Origin of the sequence: Paenibacillus macerans (assembly GCF_050565405.1) — a bacterium.
In the GTDB taxonomy this organism is placed as follows: domain Bacteria; phylum Bacillota; class Bacilli; order Paenibacillales; family Paenibacillaceae; genus Fontibacillus; species Fontibacillus macerans_B.
Genome location: NZ_JBNYYG010000015.1, coordinates 1 through 21918, shown reverse-complemented (window position 1 = coordinate 21918; position 21918 = coordinate 1). Strand labels below are relative to the sequence as shown.

Annotated in this window: 15 protein-coding genes, 2 tRNA genes and 1 pseudogene; 4 read left to right on the top strand and 14 right to left on the bottom strand. The window is 57.2% G+C overall.

Annotated elements, in window-relative coordinates; genetic code table 11:
• Position 1: 1 nt before the first annotated feature.
• The 6 genes from ACQ4N8_RS11640 to ACQ4N8_RS11615 all read right to left on the bottom strand — a co-directional run bounded on the left by ACQ4N8_RS11640 (position 2) and on the right by ACQ4N8_RS11615 (position 8715).
• Positions 2 to 1351 carry an ABC transporter substrate-binding protein gene (locus tag ACQ4N8_RS11640; RefSeq protein ID WP_430704524.1) on the bottom strand — a complete coding sequence of 450 codons (1350 nt, stop codon included), beginning with the start codon at positions 1349 to 1351 and terminating at the stop codon, positions 2 to 4.
• Between the two features lie 478 nt (positions 1352 to 1829).
• Positions 1830 to 2666, bottom strand: coding sequence for a carbohydrate ABC transporter permease (locus ACQ4N8_RS11635; RefSeq protein WP_430704523.1), 837 nt, complete (start codon positions 2664 to 2666; stop codon positions 1830 to 1832).
• A gap of 865 nt (positions 2667 to 3531) precedes the next feature.
• Entirely contained in the window at positions 3532 to 4473 is a 942-nt protein-coding gene (locus ACQ4N8_RS11630) for a carbohydrate ABC transporter permease (protein ID WP_430704522.1), read from the bottom strand.
• Positions 4470 to 5840 carry an FAD-dependent oxidoreductase gene (locus tag ACQ4N8_RS11625; protein WP_430704521.1) on the bottom strand — a complete coding sequence of 457 codons (1371 nt, stop codon included), beginning with the start codon at positions 5838 to 5840 and terminating at the stop codon, positions 4470 to 4472. The genes ACQ4N8_RS11630 and ACQ4N8_RS11625 overlap by 4 nt, the downstream gene beginning before the upstream one ends.
• A gap of 224 nt (positions 5841 to 6064) precedes the next feature.
• On the bottom strand, positions 6065 to 7882 hold the full coding sequence (locus ACQ4N8_RS11620; RefSeq protein WP_430704520.1) for an FAD-dependent oxidoreductase: 1818 nt from the start codon (positions 7880 to 7882) through the stop codon (positions 6065 to 6067).
• A gap of 748 nt (positions 7883 to 8630) precedes the next feature.
• A tRNA-Leu gene (locus ACQ4N8_RS11615) sits at positions 8631 to 8715 on the bottom strand.
• Positions 8716 to 8945: 230 nt separating this feature from the next.
• Here ACQ4N8_RS11615 and ACQ4N8_RS11610 point away from each other — a divergent pair.
• Positions 8946 to 9728: a glycosyltransferase gene (locus ACQ4N8_RS11610; protein ID WP_430704519.1), complete on the top strand. Its 783-nt coding sequence runs from the start codon at positions 8946 to 8948 to the stop codon at positions 9726 to 9728.
• Between the two features lie 68 nt (positions 9729 to 9796).
• Here ACQ4N8_RS11610 and ACQ4N8_RS11605 read toward each other — a convergent pair.
• A tRNA-Leu gene (locus ACQ4N8_RS11605) sits at positions 9797 to 9881 on the bottom strand.
• A 164-nt stretch (positions 9882 to 10045) separates the two neighbouring features.
• On the opposite strand from ACQ4N8_RS11605, the gene ACQ4N8_RS11600 reads away from it, so the two are divergent.
• Positions 10046 to 10501, top strand: coding sequence for a hypothetical protein (locus tag ACQ4N8_RS11600; RefSeq protein ID WP_430704518.1), 456 nt, complete (start codon positions 10046 to 10048; stop codon positions 10499 to 10501).
• A 68-nt stretch (positions 10502 to 10569) separates the two neighbouring features.
• On the opposite strand, the gene ACQ4N8_RS11595 is transcribed toward ACQ4N8_RS11600, so the two are convergent.
• The 4 genes from ACQ4N8_RS11595 to xpt all read right to left on the bottom strand — a co-directional run bounded on the left by ACQ4N8_RS11595 (position 10570) and on the right by xpt (position 12548).
• Positions 10570 to 10914, bottom strand: a complete 345-nt coding sequence (locus ACQ4N8_RS11595) for a carboxymuconolactone decarboxylase family protein (protein ID WP_430704517.1) — start codon at positions 10912 to 10914, stop codon at positions 10570 to 10572.
• A 62-nt stretch (positions 10915 to 10976) separates the two neighbouring features.
• A complete protein-coding gene (locus ACQ4N8_RS11590; protein WP_430704516.1) occupies positions 10977 to 11192 on the bottom strand; it encodes a hypothetical protein in 216 nt (71 codons plus the stop codon).
• A 346-nt stretch (positions 11193 to 11538) separates the two neighbouring features.
• Positions 11539 to 11871 (bottom strand): hypothetical protein, encoded by a 333-nt coding sequence (locus tag ACQ4N8_RS11585; protein WP_430704515.1) that lies wholly within the window; start codon positions 11869 to 11871, stop codon positions 11539 to 11541.
• A 104-nt stretch (positions 11872 to 11975) separates the two neighbouring features.
• The gene (xpt, locus tag ACQ4N8_RS11580; protein ID WP_430704514.1) at positions 11976 to 12548 is read right to left on the bottom strand and encodes a xanthine phosphoribosyltransferase; all 573 of its coding nucleotides are present in this window, start codon (positions 12546 to 12548) and stop codon (positions 11976 to 11978) included.
• A gap of 922 nt (positions 12549 to 13470) precedes the next feature.
• Between xpt and ACQ4N8_RS11575 the strand changes: the two genes are divergently transcribed.
• Positions 13471 to 14517 (top strand): YkvI family membrane protein, encoded by a 1047-nt coding sequence (locus ACQ4N8_RS11575; RefSeq protein WP_430704513.1) that lies wholly within the window; start codon positions 13471 to 13473, stop codon positions 14515 to 14517.
• Between the two features lie 30 nt (positions 14518 to 14547).
• On the opposite strand, the gene ACQ4N8_RS11570 is transcribed toward ACQ4N8_RS11575, so the two are convergent.
• The 3 genes from ACQ4N8_RS11570 to ACQ4N8_RS11560 are packed head-to-tail and all read right to left on the bottom strand — an operon-like array spanning position 14548 to position 20299.
• Positions 14548 to 17829, bottom strand: coding sequence for an AAA family ATPase (locus ACQ4N8_RS11570; protein ID WP_430704512.1), 3282 nt, complete (start codon positions 17827 to 17829; stop codon positions 14548 to 14550).
• The gene (locus ACQ4N8_RS11565; RefSeq protein ID WP_430704511.1) at positions 17826 to 19160 is read right to left on the bottom strand and encodes a metallophosphoesterase family protein; all 1335 of its coding nucleotides are present in this window, start codon (positions 19158 to 19160) and stop codon (positions 17826 to 17828) included. The genes ACQ4N8_RS11570 and ACQ4N8_RS11565 overlap by 4 nt, the downstream gene beginning before the upstream one ends.
• Before the next feature lie 17 nt (positions 19161 to 19177).
• The gene (locus ACQ4N8_RS11560; protein ID WP_430704510.1) at positions 19178 to 20299 is read right to left on the bottom strand and encodes a glycosyltransferase family 4 protein; all 1122 of its coding nucleotides are present in this window, start codon (positions 20297 to 20299) and stop codon (positions 19178 to 19180) included.
• A gap of 699 nt (positions 20300 to 20998) precedes the next feature.
• On the opposite strand from ACQ4N8_RS11560, the pseudogene ACQ4N8_RS11555 reads away from it, so the two are divergent.
• Positions 20999 to 21832, top strand: a pseudogene (locus tag ACQ4N8_RS11555) (RsmB/NOP family class I SAM-dependent RNA methyltransferase); the annotation flags it as partial.
• Positions 21833 to 21918 lie beyond the last annotated feature (86 nt).

Sequence of the window (21918 nt, the reverse complement as noted above, 5' to 3'; positions counted from 1 at the left end):
TTTACTGGTTTGCCTCGACGACTTTTTTTACTTCATCGGTCATCTCTGTCTTGACCTCATCGAAGCTGCGGTTATCCAGCATATAGCTTGACATGCCGTTCTCCACAATGGTCTTCAGCTCGGAGCCGTAAGGCACGCTGAAGGCATCCGGCATTTTGTTGCGCGGGTCAAAGAGCGTATTTGCCAAGGATTCGGTGTCGATCAGATCCTCGTTTTCCTTGAAAAACTCATTGATCAGCGCAGCGCCGTCGGCACCTTTGTAGGCAGGGATTTCTCTCGTATATTTGGAAGCCTCTTTCGTCATCCATCTTACGAAGTCGTACGCCGCTTGCTTGTGCTCCGATTTTGCGCCGATCGCCATGCCGCCGCCGGCAATATTGGTCATGCCGATTTCACTCGAATCTACAGAACGCGGTACCGGCGCATAGACCATTTGGAAATCATGCGGGAATTTCTCCAGATTCAGACCGGCTCTTACCGCATAGCTTGGCACAACCAGCATACTTGCGTTTTCGGCAAAGAACTGCTGCAGCACATGGTAGTTGGAAGCCAACACGTCCGCATACGGTTCCGCGCTTTTGTCTTCCTGTTCCATCGCCCGGCGGAGCTCGAAGAAATACTTGAAGGACGGATCATCGAAGATCGGATTCAGATCGGCATCAAGTTGCGGATGCGGACGTTCGGTATAAGCGATGATGTTGGCGTATTCGCCCCAAGTATGGAAGTAGGTTCCGTAATGTCCGTCCATCGTCAGCTTCTTGGCATATTCGCGGAAGTCATCCCATGTCCACCCCATCTCAGGGAGCTGCAGGCCCGCCTTCTCCAGATGCTCGCGGTTAAATACGGTGAACCATTGGGTCGAGCTGGTCAGGAGGCCGTAGATATTGCCGTCCAGCTTGATCACCTTATTGTATTCATCTTCGGGCTTCACACTTTCCTGCTCAAAAAACGAGTTAAGCGGTTCCACAACTCCGCGCGAAGCGCGTTCGAGCAATTCTTCTTCGTTGCCGGTCATGAACACGTCAACCACTTCGCCGCTCCCGATCAGAATGTCCAGCTTCTTCATGAAGTCCGTGCTGTCGCTGTTCTGCACCAGGGAGACATATTCCACTTCCACCTTGTCCTGCGACTCATTGTACGCTTGAACGGCCTTGTAGATCGGCTCATCCGGCTTGCTCGATTTGAAGGTATAGAATTTGATCTTCTCCTTGCCCGCCGGCTGTCCGGTCTGCTCAGCGGCTCCCGGCGCGTTCGTCGCCGATGAATTGTTGTTGCCGCCGCTATTGCTTCCGCATGCGGTAACGGAGAGGAGCATGAACAGACAGACCAGCAATATTGATGTTTTCTTCAAAATCAATTCCCCCTTGTAAGTGCGTGTTCAAAAAGTCAGGTTTTCGGCACCGAGGCGTATGCTTCCGATGTGCGTTTTTCAAAACGCTTGAGGTCGGATGAAGCAAGGGCATGAGTAGCTAGCGTAGGCGGACCTACGTGAGCAACGGAAATGTTTCCGCAGGAAACATACTTCGGAAGCATAGGCTTGGCCCGGCTGAATTCAAGATTCGATGTCGAATCAGCTTCTCGAGTTACCTCGTCATCAAAAGTTGACCTTTTGAACAACCTCTTGTAATGGTTGCTGCAGGCTCATTATACTATCTCATCTTCGCCCGTACCGTGTACAGATTTGCGGTATGCGCGTAGACATTTTTGACCTTGGCCGGTACTCTGCTATATTAGTTGAACAATTAAATGTACGGATTAGGGCAACCGTGTGAAATGTTCTTACGATCGCTGTTGTCCCCGGATTCCTTCGATTTTGCGAATCAAGCGTGTTATCCCTTGACTCCGCCGATGGCAATCCCTTCTATGACCTGCTTCTGCAACGCCAGGAACAGCGCCAGCAGCGGAATAATTGCTGCAACAGCGGCCATCATCATGACCGAAATGCGGGTACCGAACTCCTCCTGGAAGAACTGCATGCCAAGCGGAATCGTATACAGCTTCGTCGAGTTCAGCATGATCAGCGGCCCCTGGTAATCGTTCCAGGTCCAGATGAACTTGATAATCCCCACTGTCGCCAGAATCGGCTGGCTCAGCGGAAGCATCACGCTCCAGAAGATGCGGAAGAATCCGGCGCCGTCGAGCTCGGCCGCTTCCAGCAGATCATTATGGATGCCTGCCATGAACTGCCGCAGCAGGAAGGCGAAATAACTCGAGAACATGCCCATCAGAATCAGGGCGGCGTGCGAGTCGTACAGCCCGAGTTCTTTGATCATGATATAACGCGGGACGAGCGTGGCCTGCTCCGGGATCATCATGAACGCCAACATCATGCTGAACACGATGGCCCGGCCCTTGAACTCCAGCTTGGATAGGGCATAACCAGCCATCGATGAGATAATCACCGTGGCCAGAGTCGAGATCACCGCAATCTTGATCGAGTTCATATAGAACAGGTCGAAAGAAACGTCGCCCAGCCATACCTCTTTAAAATTGCCCACCAGATTCCATTCCTTCGGAATCCATTGAATCGGAAACGTCCAGACATCCCGTTCCGTTTTTGCGGCGGCGGACAGCATCCAGATCAGCGGCAGCAGGAAAAAGACGGACAGAACGGCGAAGAGAACGGTCAGAATCAGGTTGCTTGTCTTTATTTTTTTGAGTGACATCGCATGGGTTCCTTTCACTTAGGACTAATTGTGCGTGTAATACGTGTTTAAAAAGCCGGCTTTTCAGCACCGAAGCTTAGGCTTTCGGTGTGCATTTTTTCAAAGCGCTAAGCGTATGCTTCCGAAGTGCGTTTTTTCAAAACGCTTTAGGTCGTATAAAGCAAGAGACGTCTGTAGCGGGCTGCGTAACGGACCGTAATAACCTTATTTGCCCATTTCCCGGCTATTTCCCGCTGTAACGGACTCCAGAGGCCTTATTAGGCTCTCATGGCGGCCATTTAGCTGCTTTTGTCCGAAATAAGGTCTCCTCGGTCCGTTAGAATCGGGAACTGCCCCAAAGCGGGCCAATAGCGTTTCTGGTGTCCGTTAGCTTGCCGGAGGCTGTGTAGGAAACCTGCTTCGGAAGCATCCGCTTGGCCCGGCTGAATTCAAGATTCGATGTCGATTAAACTTCTTGAACCTGCATCGTGATCGAAAGATGACTTTTTGAACTACCGTTTCAATGAGGGTTCAAAAAGTCAGGTTTGGAGCGCCAAGAAGGTTGGATGAAGCTAGGGACGGAGTAGCGGAGCGTAGACAGATCTACGTGAGCAACGGAAGTCCCGGCTGAATTCAAGATTCGATGTCGATTAAACTTCTTGAACCTGCATCGTGATCGAAAGTTGACTTTTTGAACTACCGTTTCAATGAGGGTTCAAAAAGTCAGGTTTGGAGCGCCAAGAAGGTTGGATGAAACTAGGGACGGAGTAGCGGAGCGTAGACAGATCTACGTGAGCAACGGAAGTCCCGGCTGAATTCAAGATTCGATGTCGATTAAACTTCTTGAACCTGCATCGCGATCGAAAGATGACTTTTTGAACTACCTTTAATAGTGGACTTTCCGGCTTTGCGTAATCCAGGTAATCGACGTTACAAGCATAATAATCAGGAACAGCACCCACGACATGGCCGAGGCGTACCCCATTTTAAAGCGCTCGAACCCTGCCTCATAAATCTGATACACAATAACCGTGCTGGAGTAGTTCGGGCCTCCGTTCGTCAGGAACTTGATCATGTCAAACACTTTGAAGGACGAAATCGTGCTCGTAATCGCCAGGAAAAAGGTCGTCGGCCCGAGCAGCGGCACGGTAATGCGCCGGAACTGCTGGATCCCCGTAGCCCCGTCGATCGTCGCCGCTTCGTACAGCTCTTCCGGGATATTCGTCATTCCCGCCAGGAAAATAATTATCTGGTATCCCAAAATCTGCCAGATATAAATAATCATAATCGCAATCAGCGAGTAGCTTGTATCGACCAGCCAATGCGGCGGGCTGGAAATCCCCAGCTGCATCAGCATCTGGTTCAGCGGGCCTTTGGACGGATGGTACAGCGCCTGCCACACGGCCGCAATCGCTACCGTCGAACAAATATAAGGGATGAAGAACGCCACTTTAAAATACGCCTTGCCATACAGCTTCTTATGGATCAGCGCCGACAGGATGATGCCGAGCAGCATGGTCAGCGGCACCGTACCGGCCGTAAACAGTACATTGTTCTTCAGCGCCAGAATAAAGTGATTATCCTTAAACAGATTGACGAAGTTGTCCAGCCCGATAAAATGGATCGCCGACAGCCCGCCGACCAGATTCCATTCGGTGAGGCTCAGGAAAAGACTGGCCGCCAGCGGGAATACGGAGAGGATAATCATGCCGATGACCTCGGGCGCGATAAAAAACCACCCGGCCCACTGTTCCCGTCTTTTACGCGTCCAGTACGTTCTCTTCGGTGCCGCGACCCTCTTCTGCACAATGACTTGTTCACTGCTCACTCGCGTTCACCTCCGCGGCTTTTCGCTTCGATATCCGGCAAGTAGGCGCCTTCTTCCTTCAGCCGTTTGCGCAATAAGGCAACGTCCACGGCGTGAACGTCGTTCTCCGCCTGACCTGCGGCCAGCGCCGCCGCCAGTCCGGCCGCTTCCCCCATCGCCAGACATACCGGCATGACCCGGACGCTTCCCAGCACCCGGCGGTCGCACGAAATGCTGCGTCCGGCCACCAAAACATTGCGCAAGCCCCGCGGCGTAAGGCAGCGGTACGGAATGCCGTGCGATTCGCCCGGGCCATACAGCGTGATCGTGAGGCTGGAGCCTGTACCGCTTTGCTGCTCCTCCTTCGTACCGTGGATGTCCAGGAAATAGCTGTTGCGGCAAATCTCGTCCTCGAAGCTTTTGCGTTCGATATAATCCTCCGCCGTCAATACATAGTCGCCGAGGATCCGCCGCGATTCGCGGGTGCCGATCAATGTGCCCGTGCTCATCACGAAGGCGTTTCCGAATGTAGCGGGCTGAACGTCCGCCAGCATGTCCCGGTACGCTGCAGCCATCTTGCGCCCCTCGATCATCGCATTCGAAACGGTGAACGTATCCGTGTTGTCGACGCCCCACAGATGGCCGGCATTGAAGCCTACGGCTCGCGGAGCGACCAAGTTGTTGCACAGGTGCGTATCCGGAATGCCCGGATAATTTCCCGACTGGAAGACCTCGTGAATCGGACTTTGGGGATTATCGGCGTGAAGATTCGGCCCGGTCAGATACGCATATTCATCGACATTGCCAAGGATGAAGCAATGCGTAGCTGGCTGCAGCTCGCCGGTTACGGCGTCCCCTTTCCGGTACTCCGCCCCGGCCCATGCGGCAACATCGCCGTCCCCGGTGCAGTCCACATAGACCTTGGCCCGAAACGCCTGAAGCCCGCCCTTGTTCAGCACCACAATCGCCGTCACGTTGCCGTCCTCGCCACGCTCCACATCGGCAAGCGCCGTCATAAACAGCACGCTGGCGCCAGACTCCGTCACCAGATCATCGTATACCCGCTTCAGCTTCTCCGGTTCAATCGGAACCCAGTCCAGCGCATCTGCTTGTACATGCGGCATTTGCGCTTTCAGTGTATCGAATACCTTGGCGGCAAGGCCGCGGTAGATCATTTTCTGCTTATCGGAGAACGGGCACCAGGCCGGAACCAGCCCCGAGGTTCCCATTCCGCCGAGACTTCCGGTCGCTTCGATCAATAGCGTGCGCGCTCCTTCCCGGGCTGCCGCAGCCGCCGCGGTGCAGCCCGCCGGGCCGCCTCCGACAACGATGACATCAAAAGAAGAATGGAGCGGGATTTCCTTGCTTTTCAACGTATAACTATCCATGTGAGCCTCTCTTTCCCGGCAGCCGTACCTTGCCTGGCTTCGCCTGCCGTTCTTCTATGGATTTATTGTAGCAAGAGGCTTTGGGGATTACGGTATAGCCTTCCGACTCCTTGATGTGCAATATTTTGACCTGCTCGGTTGCCGATGCGGCAAGAAGCTGTTTCACCGCCTCCGGCAGGCCAAATAGGCCAACCGATTTCGGTTGGCCTATTTAGAGGGATCGATTATTCGTAGCAGCGAATCTCGAATATGCGGGCATGGTCCAGGCCGTTGGTGCCGGCGATGTCCACGCGCAGCTTCACGACTTGTTCCAAGTTTATCCGGCGGGCGATTTGCCGCTGGTAGTTATCCTGAACGGACAGCACCTGGCGGGCTGGAGTCCCGGGATTGGCGAAAAACGCCGTCACCCGGAAGTCCTTAACCGTCTCCGGCTGGGGTCCCCATTCCATCATGCTCAATACTTCGTCCGAATGAGTCAGGGTCAGTCTGCGGTGCATGCCCGTGTCAAACACGAGCACAATTTCGCTGATCGACACCGGCGCCTGCCACTCCAGCTCGATCCACGGGGCAGGATCGCCCGGCTGCGACATCCAGCGGTGCGTCCCGGGGACGGCCAGCTCCGGTCTGGCGCCGCCCGCTCCATGCATCGCCCGGGTATAGCCGTCGGTGACGTGGGCGGCTTGGCCTTCCGGCTGTTCCGAAGAAGCGCGGAGGGTCGCGCTTAACGCCAAGTTGTCCTTAACCGGCGCGATGCCCGGCAAATAGGCGTCCTGTTTCAATAGCTGCTGCTGAACCCGCTGGATGAACTCCTTATCGCGGAGGGCGTCATCCAGCGTCAAGCCGGCTTGAACGGCGAATGCGGCAGCCGTGCCTGCGCCTTGTCCCATGGCGGCGCAGGTTCCCATCACCCGCGTACTGGAGAAGGCGATATGCGTTGCCGATATGTTGCGTCCGGCGAACATTAAGTTTTCCACATTGGCGCTGATCAGCGCGCTGAGCGGAATACCGTATACATACCGGCTAAACGGCTGACGGGCCGGGTTCTGCTCGGTGGCATCAATGCCCTGAGGCGGATGCGTATCCATCGGCCACCCTCCGTACGCGATCACGTCCTCGAAGTGTACCGCTTGCTCCAGATCCGCCTGGGTCAGCAGGTATTTTCCGATAAAGCGGCGCGACTCTCTTTTCCCAGGAACAAACCCGAACCAGTCCAGCGCCCAATTCTCCGAATCGGGATGATTGCCGCTATTCTTGATATGATCCCAAACGCCCAGCATAATCGCCAGCAGTTCATCGCGGATGGCCTCATTATCGGCGATCGTGTCCAGCATCCCGCCGAACTCGACCCACCAATAGCCGTATTCCCAGGTGGAGTGGCCGCGGAATTTCAGATCCTCCTCCGTGAATTTGCGCGCCCAGGAAGGCGGCGTAAAGCTCATGGGCCAGCCCATATCCCGGGTAGTGAACAAAAGCGACGATCCTTGCCGATACGAATCCGCGTGCTCATTCGCGAGCGTCTCTCCATACTCACTTGCCGCTTCGCGCCCGGTTTTATATAACGCGCCTGCTTCCTTGCCAAGCCGCCCGTCCCCGGTGCAATCCATGTACACTTTGGCTAATATTCGAAACCGATGCTCCGTGCTCTCCCGAATCGCCAGAGCGGAAACGATTCGTCCCCCCTCCACTTCCGCGTCAATGACCGTAGTATTCAGCAGCAGCGTCAGATTCTGCTCGGCTCGGCATTTCTCGTATAGGATCAAGTCGAACATCGAGGCGCTCCGCTGGGGATTGCGAACGGCATTTTCCAGCAGGATCTCTTCCAGAATGCCGCCTTCCCGCGCCTCCGTTTCAAGCGCCTTTCCTCGTTTGGAGTTGGCCGCTCCGACAATATGCATCCGTATTTCCGAAGAAGCGTTGCCCCCAAGCACAGGCCGATCCTGGCATAGAACAACCTTCACTCCGTTTCGGGCCGCCGCAAGCGCCGCCGACACCCCCGACACGCCTCCCCCGGCCACCAAAATATCCGTTTCCAGTGTTGCCAAGCACTGCTCATCCTTCTTCAAAAGAAAATCCCCCTGTCTACAATCGGAGCTCAGCACAGAATTCTTCTAGGAGTGCGTGTTCAAAAAGTCAGGTTCGGAGCACCCAAGCGTATGCTTCCGATTGCGTTTTTTCAAAACGCTAAGCGTATACTTTCGAAGCGCGTTTTTTCGAAACGCTTTAGGTCGTAGCGGAGCTGCGTAACGGACCGTAAAGACCTTATTTGCCCATTTCCCGGCTATTTCCCGCTGTAACGGACTCCAGAGACCCTATTGGGCTCTCATGGCGGCCATTTAACCGCCTTTGTCCGAAATAAGGCCTCCTCGGTCCGTTAGAATCGGAAACTGCCCTAAAGCGGGCCAATAGCGTTTCTGGTGTCCGTTAGCTTGTAGGAGGCTACTCCAGCAAACCTGCTTCGGGATAAGAAAAACACCTATCGAGGCAGCTTCTAGGAAGCCAGACCGCGTTTAGCAGTAGTTTTTCTTGCGATATATGGAAACTGGTGCTGAAGAGGCCAAATCTTTCTTATAACTTCGAAAGACGACTTTTTGAACTACCTCTATGAGTTTTATTGTAGCAAGGGGGATAGTGAAGCACGGTATAGTTTGGCGACCCGCTGGCGTGCATTATTTTGACTCTTCGCCTAAGACGGCTTTAAGTGATGAGGAGTACCTTGCATATCCCGAAAATGCAAAAAGCTCCCGAATCTCCACAGAAGGAAATTCAAGAGCTCGTTCATTGTTAAGGTAATGCGGTCGAGAGGACTCGAACCTCCACGGGGGGTTAGCCCACACGGACCTGAACCGTGCGCGTCTGCCAATTCCGCCACGACCGCTCATTACGTTATCGCCTTTTTTTGCGGCAACGAGATTTATATTATCATGCAATCAAAAAGGTGTCAAGCCTTAGTTTCGTGACGTCCCCCCGTCGAAATGCGTCTGCCCGCTAAATGCGGAATTCATCGCCGAATCTACGAATGCGTCCATGCCAAGATAGCATGCTAGCATAAGATGCTAGAGAGCTTGGTTTTGCAACACCGCATGAATTGGAGGAGGCCGATACTTTATGCAGGAAAACCTACGGAAACCCAAGAAAATGATTATCGAAATTCACTTTAACAATTGGGGCGGAACGCCGGACCGGCTCACCCGGAAGTGGATCGAAAACAGGCTGGGTCTATTCATGACCTATACGCTAAAAAGCTTGCGGCTCCAAACCTCCCAGGATTTCTCCTGTTATGTTCTGTACGATCCGGCATCCGAACGAACGGTTCATGAAGTTCTGAGCCGTTACGGGCCGCTGCCGAAAAACGTTCGCTTTGTGACGCCCAGAGCGTATCATGCCCATGTCGCGGAGGACATTGCAGGCTATCCCAGCTTCTATCGCGTCTATTTGTCCAGCGACGATATGTACCACAAGGAGTTCATCCAAAAACTGCACGCTTTTACGCCGAAAAAAGATACGCTAGCCCTCGTGCCCCAATATGGGTACGTTTACGACTCCGTGCAAAACCGGCTTGGCAAATTCTTTTTTTGGCTGCCGAGCTACGGCGCAACGATCCATCATGTCGGAAAGTATCTGCAGGGCCAATCGCCGAAAATCACTTGGCGCGACGCCTTAAAGGTTCCTCACGAATTTATCAATCTCAAGGAACCGGTCTGGATCAATCATATCCATGCCTACAATACCGGAATCTCCTTCGAGAAGGTTCGCTCATGGATGATCCGGGGCGTGAAAGACGCATGCAGTCTGGAGCCCTGGACGAACGACCGGCAACCCAAGGCCTGCTTCGGCCCGGAAATGGCCGGACCAAGCGAAATCAAGCCAATCTTGTCCGAATTTTACTAACGCCCAAAAAAGAACAAGCTCTTAAATCGCCATCCGGCCATTTAAGAGCTTGTTCATCGTGAAACCGATGCGGTCGAGAGGACTCGAACCTCCACGGGGGGTTAGCCCACACGGACCTGAACCGTGCGCGTCTGCCAATTCCGCCACGACCGCATAACATCCGCTTTATCGAAAATAATTTTCACAGCGGCAAAAAATATCTTAACATGGGGCAAGGACGAAAGTCAATCCTAAATCATCCTAGGGGGACTCTTGATTAAAACCGCCAGATTGGAGTATGATAAGAACATAAGTTCGTATAAAGGCGGTGTTTTCATATGGCGGTTCCCGGCCTTAAAGAGGATGAGCTCGCGCTGATCAAGAGCGCGCTGCTGCTTGGATTTTTACAAAAGGTGTTTCAGCGGGACGCCCGCATTCTCGAGCAAAGCGGGCTGCTGAAGAGTCCGGAGGCGTACGTCGATTTCATCCGCGGCGGCGAACGCCGGGTGACGCTCGTACTCGCGGAGATTCACGGCAAATTCCGCGAACGGGACATTGAAATTTACCGCATCAGCCAGGATGAGAACGGCATCCAGGCCGAATACCGGTGCCGCGGTTTCCACGGCAAAATGCGAATTCTCTGGGCCGGATTGCAGCGGGAAGTGTCTTCTCGAATGCGCGCCTATTTGGGCGGCAGCGGCGATAGCAACGGGAGCCGCACGGGTAAGGCGCATATTCCACCGGCCCCGACGGCTGCGCGGGACGGAGCGCCGAACGTTTCATCCCCCACCTGAGCAAACGGAAAAAGGGAACCCTCAGCGAGACAACTCCCTTAAAGATTCCCTTCTTTGACTTAGCCGCGTTATTGGATAGGCGGTACGCTCAAAGCTTCCTGTACCCGGGTAACGCCTTGCGACAAGGCGTTGCCCGCCAACGCGGCCGATGCGACGGCAACCGTCTCGAGAATTTCCGCGTCCGTGGCCCCTTTGGACTTCGCTTCCTCCGCATGATAAAACGTACAAATTTCGTTGTTCGTCGATAATGCGACGCCGAGGGCGATCAGTTGCTTGGTTTTGGCGTCCAGGGATCCTTCCGACAGGCTTTCTCCGGTAAACGTATGGTACGCCTCCGTCACCTTCGGCATGGCTTCCCCGAAACGGTTGATCTCGTCTTTGTAGGCTTTTATTTTATCGCTGACCAGCGACATGAGCGGAACATCCTTTCCTGTTGGGATCACTTATACGATGTCCCGCCCGGCCAAAAATATGCTTAATCCCCCGGCGAAACCCGCGGCTCCCGCGAGGGTTGATAAATGTAGTTCCGGTTCAGCTTCACCACGTTGCGGGACGGTTTGCGAATCAGCACATGCGTGTCGTCCCAAGCTACGACGATGCCCCGGACATCGTTGGCTTCGATCCCGTCGCGCACCACCCGCACCTTTTCGCCGGTCAATCGGAATTCGTTTAATTCCTCATCCGAGATCATCGAAACACCCACCTCCTGTGACTTATTATATAATAAAGCGCACGCCGAACAAACGGAAGTTACGAAGCGGAACGCCTTATTTAGCTTTTTAGCACGTCTCCCTGGCCTTTTTCGGGCAAATAAGGGCGTTTAGGTCCGTTAGCCGTCCTGCACTTTGACCAGCGTCGCTCCCCCAGCTGTCATGCAACATGCCATACGCGTCGGGTGAAGTTCACCGTCCGTCCCATGCTTTATGATTCCCTAGCAATGCTCCACCAAAAAAAGGCCCCGCCGGTCAAAACCTGACGGGGCCTGCATTATACTTGAAGCTATTGCATGCCGGTTGGCAATATTTCCGAACCGCCGCTTAACGCGAGGCATGCTCCTTGCTGTCGTTCTTCTCAAACCAGAAATCAAGCACCTTGGCCGACATAACCCTTTGTTCCAAATACCCTACCTGCTGCGGACTGAACTGATCCTTCCAGGGCACATCGAGCTCTTGGCACAGCCCGGTTATCGTCAACAATTGCGACCATGCTACATAGCGTTTGTACCAAAAAAACTGGGGATGTTCAAGCATATAGGGATAAAGGTCATCAAACTCCGTATGTTTGCAATCCAGGGCACGTTCAAAGGTAACCTTCGCTTCGGACAATTTCGAAATAAAGAACTCCGCGTCTACTGCCAATTCTTTCCCCATTCTTTAAGCCTCCTCTCCCTAGTAATCCTCATTATAGCGAAAAAAAGGGGGCCTGCAAAGGATTAACCGTAAATTGGCGATTTTTTCTTTGCCCGTTTGTCCGGCTAGTCGGCAAACGTAATTCGTCCGCCTTCCAGGGACGCGATGCGCACCAGCGTCTCCAGCCGGATGCCTTGCCCACGGATAGCCTGGGCTCCGGGCTGGAAGCATTTTTCAATGATAATGCCCGCTCCGACCAGCTCGGCTCCGGCGCGGCCAATGATTCGGATCAGCCCGCGAGCGGCATCCCCATTGGCAATAATGTCATCGATGAACAAAACCCGGTCCTGTTCCCCGATGAACTCGCGCGACACCAGAATGTCCGTGACGATCCCTTTCGTAAACGACGGAACCCGCTCGCAGAGCATATCCGGCTCGGCCAGCAGCGTTTTTTTCCGCCGCGCAAACAGCAGCGGGACGCCCAGCTCGTAAGCGGTAGCAAACGCCACGGCGATGCCCGACGATTCCACGGTTACGACCCGCGTGACGCCGGCATCGGCAAACCGCTTGGCAAACTCCTTGCCCATCTGCATCGTGAGTTGCGGATCTACCTGATGGTTGATCAGCCCATCCAGCTTCAGCACCTGGTCCGAGACGATGACGCCTTGCTCTACGATCTTTTGTTTTAACAGCTCCATATTTTTTCCTCCACAGATCAATCTCTATAGTGCGTGTTTCAAAAAGGCGGGTTTTGACAACCGTTTCGATGAAAGTTCAAAAAGTCAGGTTTGGAGCACCGAAAGCGTATGCTTCCGAAGTGCGTTTTTTCAAAACGCTTCAGGTCGGATGAAGCTAGAGACGAAAGTAGCGCGACAGAACGTAACGGACCGTAATGACCTTATTTGCCCATTTCCCGGCTATTTCCCGCTGTAACGGACTCCAGCGACCTTATTTGGCTCTCATGGCAGCCATTTAGCCGCTTCTAACCGAAATAAGGTCTCCTCGGTCCGTTAGAAACGGAAACTGCCCCAAAGCGGGCCAATAGCGTTTCTGGTGTCCGTTAGCTTTCCGGAAGCTACGTGAGCAACGGCAGGCCCGGCTGAATTCAAGATTCGACGTCGATTAAGCCTCTGGACTAGCTTCGTGATCGAAAGATGACTTTTTGAACTACAGCTTTCGATGAAGGTTCAAAAAGTCAGGTTTAGAGCACCGAGAAGGTTGGATGAAGCTAGGGACTGAGTAGCGCAGCGTAGGCAGACCTACGTGAGCAACGCAAGGCCCGGCTGAATTCAAGATTCGACGTCGATTAAGCCTCTGGACTAGCTTCGTGATCGAAAGATGACTTTTTGAACTACAGCTTTCGATGAAGGTTAAAAAAGTCAGGTTTAGAGCACCGAGAAGGTTGGATGAAGCTAGGGACTGAGTAGCGCAGCGTAGGCAGACCTACGTGAGCAACGGCAGGCCCGGCTGAATTCAAGATTCGACGTCGATTAAGCCTCTGGACTAGCTTCGTGATCGAAAGATGACTTTTTGAACTACCTCTCTATAGGTTTAAGTCATGTCCCGTTGGTGGACAACATACCTTGTACTATATATAGCACAAGAACCGGGGGGAAAACCATGAAAAACGCCGTAAAAGTTCTGCAGATCGCTTTCACCTATATCGGCACCGTCGTTGGAGCCGGCTTCGCGACGGGACAGGAAATTCTCACGTTTTTCACCCGGTACGGCAAATGGGGAATATTGACGATATTGTTATCGACGATGCTGTTCATTTGGTTGGGCACGAAAATGATGCTGCTCGCCCGCGACATCAAAGCAAGCTCCTACGAGGACCTGAACCGTCGGCTGTTTGGCGAACGCATCGGCCAAGCCCTCAGCTTGTTTACCCTGGTCGTGCTGATCGGCGTCAACAGCGTCATGCTCGCGGGAGCCGGCTCTGTCTTCATGGAGCATTTGGGCTTTCATTATCAGACAGGCCTATGGATCACCTTGATTTTTACCTACCTGCTGCTCGGCAGGGGGATCAACGGGGTGCTGCAGCTGAATTCGATCGTCGTGCCGCTGATGCTGATCCTCTCGCTTACAATCATCTTCAATACCGCCGGCTCGCCGGGGGCAACGCGTTTCCTGACCTTGGAAACGGATTTCCCCCTGTTGGCCGCCTGGGCGTCGCCGCTGATGTATTCCGCTTTTAACCTTTCGATGGCCCAGGCGGTCCTCGTCCCGATCGGCAGCCACACCGAAAGCCGCAAAGTCATCATCACGGGCGGAATCCTTGGCGGCGCAGGGGTAGGTTTTATGCTGATGGCCGGTCACTTTGCTTTGTCCGCCTACATGCCGGGCATCGGGCAGTACGAAATCCCGATGGGCAGCATTGCGCAGCAGCTCGGGACAACCATCCAGTTGATCTACGTCCTGCTCATTTTCATGGAAATCTTCAGCACCTTCGTCGCCGACGTGTACGGCGTAACCCTGCAATTGCAGCAGCGGATCAAGGTGCCGCCGATGCTGATCTCCATCACGATCCTGTTTATTTGCTACATCACCAGCCAATTCGGCTTCAGCTCGCTGCTGTCCGTGCTGTATCCGGTATTTGGCCTGTTCAGCCTGCTGTGGGCGCTGATGTTGGCCCTGTACCGGCGCAAAGAAAACCCCGGGCCGTAACAACCCGAGGTCCCCGAGCAAACCGTCCCCTTACATCTGAACGATATGCGCGGTCGGCAGAGCCGCCTTAATCCGATCAACGACATGCTCGTGGCAAGTCATCATAATGATTTGCTGGCGGTCGGACACCGATCGCAGCACCGCTAGCGCCCCTTCGAGCCGGGCGGCGTCGAAATTGACGAACAGGTCGTCCAGCAACAACGGCAACCGGCTTTGTCCCATCACCGCTTCGGATATCGCCAGCCGCATCGACAGGTACAGTTGTTCGGCGGTACCCCGGCTCAAAAAGGCGCTTTCGACCGGGCCGTGCACCGCATGCTCCGCCATCAGTTCTTGACTGCCCATCTTCATCACGACTCTCCGGTACGCTCCGCCCGTCATCCGGGCGAAATACCCCGACGCCGCCTGCAGTACCGCCGGCTGGCGCTCCTCCTCATAAATCCGCCGAACCCGTCCGATCAACTCGTGGCATACGGCCATCACCGTATATTGATCGAGGGTTTCCGCCAGCGCAGCCTGCTGCTCCGCAAGCTGCTGCTTCAGATCCTCCCGCTGGCCCCGCGCCGCCAAATCCTCCTGCTCCTGCAGCAGTCTCCCGCGCTTCTCCTGCAGTTCCTTCCAACGGGCTTCCGCTTTCTGCAAGGCTAAACGGGAGCTTTCCAAACGTTGCTCCAGCTCCGCTTCATCCGCCGTTTCCAGCAGCCGTTCGAGTTCGCCGCGTTTCGCCGCGTCCAGGCCGGCATACAACAGCAGTTCGGTTTGCCGCAGCTCGCGTTGCAGCGCCTCACGGCGTTCCTCCGCCGCCCCGAGGCGAAGCAAATTCTCTCCGCTTGACGCACCCGCTTCGGCAAGCAAGTCTTGCTCCGACACCGCTACCTGCCGCAGGCGATCCTCCAGGCGCTGCCCTTCCTCCTCCAACGGCAGAAGCTGGGCGGATAGCTGATCGTACGCGCTCTTTCGCTCAAGCTCGCGATCCAGCCATGCCAAAGCGGTTTGCAGCGCGCTAACCGCATCCGTTCGCCGGCCGGCGCCTTCGCCATCACCAGCTCCAATGCCGTTGTCGGCGGCGAGGTCAACGTCAGGGCCAAATCCTTGGCCGGCTAACATGCGGCCAACCTCCAAGCTCTCCTGCTCGAAATGCTCGTTTTCCTTCCGCAGCTCGGCGGTTTTTGCCGTCAGGACGTCGATCCGGCCAAGCCATTCCCGGCCCTGCTCGGCCAGGCGGAACACGTCCGTCGCTGCTTCCGGCGACAGGTCGGGGGAAAGGCGGCGCTCTTCGAGCCACTGTTCCCATTCCGCGGCCAGGCCGGCAAAGGCCGTCTCCCGCCGGCTCAGCTCCCGCTCGAGGCCCTGCAGTTCTGCTTTGGCTGCAGCCGCTTGGCTGCGGGCCGTTTCTTCGTCCGCTTCAAACGCGGCATGGCGCTGATCCCACAGCAGCCATTCCTCCATCAGCCTGCGCAGCTGCCGCTCCTCTTCGTCCCACCGGTCCGCCCCCGGGAGAGCGGAGGAGCCGCCCCGGGAAACGGCGGCGGCGCTTTGCGGATGGCGGACCAAACGGGACAGCAGCTCCGCAAGGCGCGCCTCCGTGCCGGCGTTCTCCCCGGCGAAGCCGAGGTCGCGGCCGGGCGCGGTGGAGGAGCGGCGGCGACGCGGCCGCCCCGCCGGCTCGCCGCGGAACGCGCCTGCGGCAAGGTACGCGTCCAGGCTCAGCAGGAGCGCGCCCGTAGCCGCGGCGCTCCACGGCGAATCCGCCGCCAGCCACAGGACGGCGGGCAGGGCCAGGGTGAGCAGGCCGCAGGCGGCGAACAGCCTTTGGTACAGCGCGCGCAGGCGCGTCCGGGCGAGCGCCTCGACGCTTTCTTCGCGCAGCTCGGCCATCCGCGACGCGGAGCGCTCGCGCCAGCGATCCAATTCGCTGCGCAGCTCGCTCCACAAGGCGCGGATTTCGCCCCGCTGCTGCGGGACGAGCATCGCGAACTGCCGGCGCGCCGCAGCCGCGCTGTCCTCCGCCCGCGCGGCCGCCGCGGCGCGGGCCGTTTCCGCGTTCGCCGCGGCCCGCTCCAGCTTGTAGCGCTCGCTCCGCAGCAGCTCCATCTCCTTGTCGTACGCGGCGAACCGCGCCCCAAACCGGCGAACGTTCTCCCGTTCGCCGACCGTCCCGGCGAAGGCGCGCAGGTCCGCCGCGCGCCAGGCCGGGTTGATGCTGCGCAGGCACTCGGCCAGCCGCCCCTCCAGCTGGAGGGCCTCCGCCGCAAGCTCCGCGAGCTCGCGCCGCCGGGCCTCGTAGCCCGGCAGGCGGCCGGCCAGCTGCCGCAGCGCAGCCTCCCGCGCCAGCACCGCCGCATCCGGGCGGTGCCGCGCGAGCTCCGCCGCGAGCGCCTCCCGCCGCCGGGTCCATTCGCTGCGCTCCAGCAGCAGGCGTTCCTTCTCCGCCTGCAGTCCCTGCCAGCGCGCCGCGCCCTGCTCGGGGAAGCGCGCGGCCGGCGGCAAGGCCGCCAGCTCCGCGCGGATCGCTTCGCGCTGTAGCCAGTCGGCCCGGCTTGCCGCCGCTTTGTGCAGCCGGCCCGCCTCCAGGCCCAGCGCCGCACGCTCGGCTTCGCAGGCTGTCAGCTCCGCCGCGAGCGCCTCCAGCTCCTCCAGCACGCCGTTGTAGCGGGGCAGCAGCGCCCTGGCCGCTTCGGCCTCGCGCTCCAGCCGCTCCACCGTCTGGAGGATCCGGGCGATCTCCTGCGTCCGCCCGCGCGGCCGGTACAGCTTGTCCATTTCCTGGACCAATCTTTTCTCGCCGCGCAGCACGGCCGCCCCGCCGCCGATCCCGGCGTGGAACAGGAATCGGCTTAGCTCCTCGGACTGCAAGGCGCCCACCTCCTGCAGTTCCGTGAGCGAGACGGCAAACAACTGCTTGAACATCGCTTTGGACAAGCTCCCTAGCAGCTCGCGCCGCATCTCCTCCTGCGAGACCTCCAGCAGCCGTCCGCTGTCGTCGCTGCGCGTGATCCGCAGCCGGTCGCCGCGCGTGCCCGGCAAATTCCGCCCCTCCGGCGGCTGCGCATAGCGCTCGATCAACCACCGGGCTCCATCGTCGCCCAGAAGGGTCAACGCGCCGCCGTGGGTGCCGCCGCGCACCGGCTCGAACCGCTCCGCGGCCAGCGCCCGGGACGGGATGCCGAACAGCATCGCCCGAACGAAGCCGAGCAGCGTGCTTTTCCCGGCCTCATTCGGGCCGTACAGCACGGTCACCTGGCCCGGCAACTCCACGTCCAGGCCATTCAAATGACCAAACCCGCTCACCTGCAGTCTTTCGATCTTCATGAGGATGTCCTCCCGTCGCGCGGCCCATCGTCGTCCAGCAAAGTCGCGGCCAGCTCTTCGGCGCGGCGCAGCAAATCGAGCCGCTCCTCCGGGCCGAGTTCTTGAAGCAGCCGCCGCAGCTGGCGGTTGTCAGCCAGCGAGGCCAGCGCTTGTTCGGCGATATCCCCGAGCAGCTCCGGCTCCCGAGCCGCTTTCCCGCCAAGCCGGAACAGCTCGCCCAGAAAGCTGTCCTCTTCCAGCAGCAAATCGCGATCCATCTCCAGCGCCGTGTCCAGCTTAAAACCCGACGGCCACACGATGCCTGCCGGCGGTACCTCCGTTCCCGCGCCCTGGAACACTTCCTCCAGCCGCAGGCTTTCCCGCCGCCGCAGCTCCTGCAGCAGCTCCGCCGCCTCTTGGCCGGACTGCAGCAGCGCATGCAGCGGCCCGCGTCCGGTAAACGTCAGCCGGACGACGGTGATTTTACCGGGTTCAGCCTCCCGCAGCTCGTCCATCCGCTCATCGACGCGGGCCTTCCAGGCTTCTTCGGAGGCGAGTCCGTCGATCGGCAGGCCGCTTTCCAGCCACAATACCTCATCGAGCCGCCGGAACGAGAGCTCCGCTTCGCCGTTCTCCCTGACATCGACGAGGTAGCATCCCTTCGGCCCCGTTTCCTTCAAGCTCCGGCCCTGAATATTGCCGGGATAGACGACCCATGGGGCCTCGCTCAGAATTTGCCGCTTGTGGATATGGCCCAGCGCCCAATAGTCGTAGCCCGACGCCTGCAAATCGCGGAGCGAGCACGGCGCGTAGGCGTCATGCCCCTCCTGGCCGTCGACGTTCCCGTGCAAGAGGGCGATATGATACAGCGGTGAGCCAGGCTCGCGGCGATACTTCAGCGACAGGTTTTCCGTGACCGCCGGGGTCGGGTAGGAAGTTCCCGTCACCACCGCCACCGGCTGACCGTCGCTGCGCCGCACCGCGGTCACGCTTTCCGCTTGCGGACCGAACTCCGTCACGTGCCCGGGCAGCGCCAAACGCAGCCGCCGGCTGGACAGCGGATCATGGTTCCCGCGGATCAGATAGACCGGAATTCCGTGCTTGCCCAGCTTGTCCCAGCCTTCCCGGAGCCGAAGCTGCGCGCGCAGCGACGAGTCGGAGGCATCGTAAATGTCCCCGCTGATCACGACGAAATCGACCGATTCCGCGATGGCGAGCCGGATCAAGCGGTCAAAGGCGGCAAACGTCGATTCCCGCAAAAAACGGCGCAGCCGATCCGGCACGCCGGACATCCCGGAGAACGGGGTGTCCAGATGCAAATCGGCCGCGTGAAGAAAACGAAATGAATTCACTTTTATCCAACTCTTTCTCATTTGAATTGCAGGTACAGTTTTTTCAGCTCATGCACGACGCGGTTGAGCGAATAATGGTTTTTGGCTTTCTCCGAGCCGCTGCGCGCGAGCTGGTAACGATAGTCCGGATCGACGATGACCTTCTCCAGGGCGACGGCCAGCGCCTTCGCGTCCTCCGGAGGCACCAGGAGTCCGTTCGCGCCGTCTTCGATCTGCTCGGCGATCCCGCCGACGGCCGTCCCGACCAGCGCCAGGCTGCAAAGCGCCGCTTCGGCAAACACCGAGCCGAACGCTTCCGCGCGCGACGGCAGCACGAAGATATCGAAGAAAGGCATGAATTCCTCAGGATGCAGCGTATACCCGTAAAAAATCGTCTCGTCGTAGATGCCCAGCTCCTGCGCCAGCTGCTCCAGCTCCTGGCGGATCGGACCGTCTCCGATAATGTGCAGCACGTAATTGTGGCCGCGTCGCTTCAGCTCGGCGCAGGCATGCAGCAGGGTATCCAGCCCTTTTGCCGGCACGAGGCGGCAGACGGTCACCAGTTGGGCGACCTCGTTTTCATGCGGGATCGGTTTAAACCGCTTTTCGTCGAACCCGTTCGGGATCACCCCGATGGCCCCGGGATCGTCCACGTAGGGAGCCAAATATTCGGTAAAGGACTGCGACACGGTAAACAGCCGGTCGGTGCGATGCTCCAGCTCCCGGTACAGCGAGGTGAGGAACCGGTGCTCCGGCCCGTTTTTCCGGATCCGGCCGTTCAGGATCAATTCTTTTTCATAACTGGAGTGAATGCTTTGAACCAAAGGGGTCTGCGGAAAAACCTCCTTCATCGCCAGCCCGGCGATCGGATGATGGGCGTGGATCAGGTCGTAAGGCTGCTTGATGCGCAACTTCGTCCACCATAAGTAGTCGCGGTACGTTTGGACGTATTTTTGCACGATCGGGCTGTCCGCGAATTCCTGCCAATCGAAGGTATGAAAAATGACGGGGTCGCTCCCTTTGGAGCGGATGCGTTTCGGCAAAGAAAATAATTCCATCTCCCAATGGGGAGGATTAAACCGTTCTTGCAGGTACGGAATCATCGAAGATACCCCCCCGGGCTGTTCCGGCGGGAAGAATAAAGCCTGCAGCAGTTTCATAGAGGTTCTCCTTTGCATGTCGTTCTGGTTTTGCGAAAAAGACCGCTTCTTTTTCCATTATGCCATAGGCAGGAAGGAACATCCATTCCCCTTTTTAGTGAGTGTTCAAAAAGTAAGGTTTTGAGCACCGAGAAGGTTGGATACGAAAGTAGCGGAGCGTAGCTGGAAGCTACGTGAGCAACGCAGGGCCCGGCTGAATTCAAGATTCGACGCCGAATCTGCTTCCTTGCATGAGCTTCGTGATAAGAAAAACTTGATCGATGAAAATGCTCAGAAGCCAGACCGCCTTTAGCGGTGGTTTTTCTTGCGATATAAGGAAGCTGGTGCCGAGATGCTATGCATTCTTATATCTTCAAAAGATGACTTTTTGAACTACCCCTTTTGAGAATAAAAAGCAATATGGTACACTGCTGTAGTAAAAGTGAACCGGAATTTTGAAAGATCAAGGAAGGCTTAATTTAAAAATCGGCGCTTGATGACCGGCTGTTGGAACGAGTAACCGCCCTGCTTTGTTCGCTAACGGACCGGGAAGACCTTATTTGCCCGAAAATAGCTAAAAACATGCTTTGATTTGCCGAATAAGGGCGCTGGGGTCCGTTACATTCTACAACCGCTCGATTTCGCCGTAATAACGGCCCACAGGTCCATTAGGAGGATTTCGGTTTGGCTTTTCTTATCAGGAAGGAGCAGCATACCCTCATGACCATCCCATCCCTGCCAGCCGCTTACAAGGAGGCGGTACTGGCCATGCTCGGCCCGGCCGAAGCGGAGGCGGTACTGGACAGCTATGCCATGCCCCGCACCTATGGACTGAGGCTGAATACGCTGAAGATACGGCCGGGTTCGCCGGCGGCCGCCAAACTGGCGGAACGGTTCGGCATGCGGCCGGTGCCGTGGTGCGAGACGGGCTTTTATTATGAAGAGCCGACCCGTCCGGGGAAGCATCCGTATCATACCGCCGGAATCTATTATATTCAGGAACCCTCGGCGATGTCTGCCGTCGAGCTGCTGGACCCGCAGCCGGGCGAAGCGGTGCTCGACCTGGCCGCGGCCCCCGGCGGCAAAACGACGCAAATCGCCGCCAAGCTGGCCGGACAAGGCCTGCTCGTCAGCAACGAGATCCATCCGCAGCGCGCGCGGATTCTGGCGGAGAACGTGGAGCGCCTCGGCATCCGCAACGCCGTCGTGACGCAAGCGGCCCCGCCGGAGCTGTCCGTCCGCTTCCCGCTCGCCTTCGACCGGATCATGCTGGATGCCCCCTGCTCGGGCGAAGGCATGTTTCGCAAGGATCCCGAGGCGATGCTTGAGTGGTCGCCGGCGGCGGTCGAACTGTGCGCGGCGCGGCAATGGGACATTTTGCGGGATGCGGTGGCGATGCTGAAGCCGGGCGGCCAGCTGGCCTATTCCACCTGCACGTTTAACCGCCGCGAAAACGAAGATACGATCGCCCGGCTGCTCGAGGCGTATCCGTTCATGCGGCTGATCGCCGAGAAGCGGATCTGGCCGCACCTCCAGGAGGGCGAGGGCCACTATGCGTAGTACTCTTTAGCTACATCCTCGTACTCTTCTTTATCGACATCCACCTTAGCGTTTAATTCCGTAATGGTTTTGGTATCCAA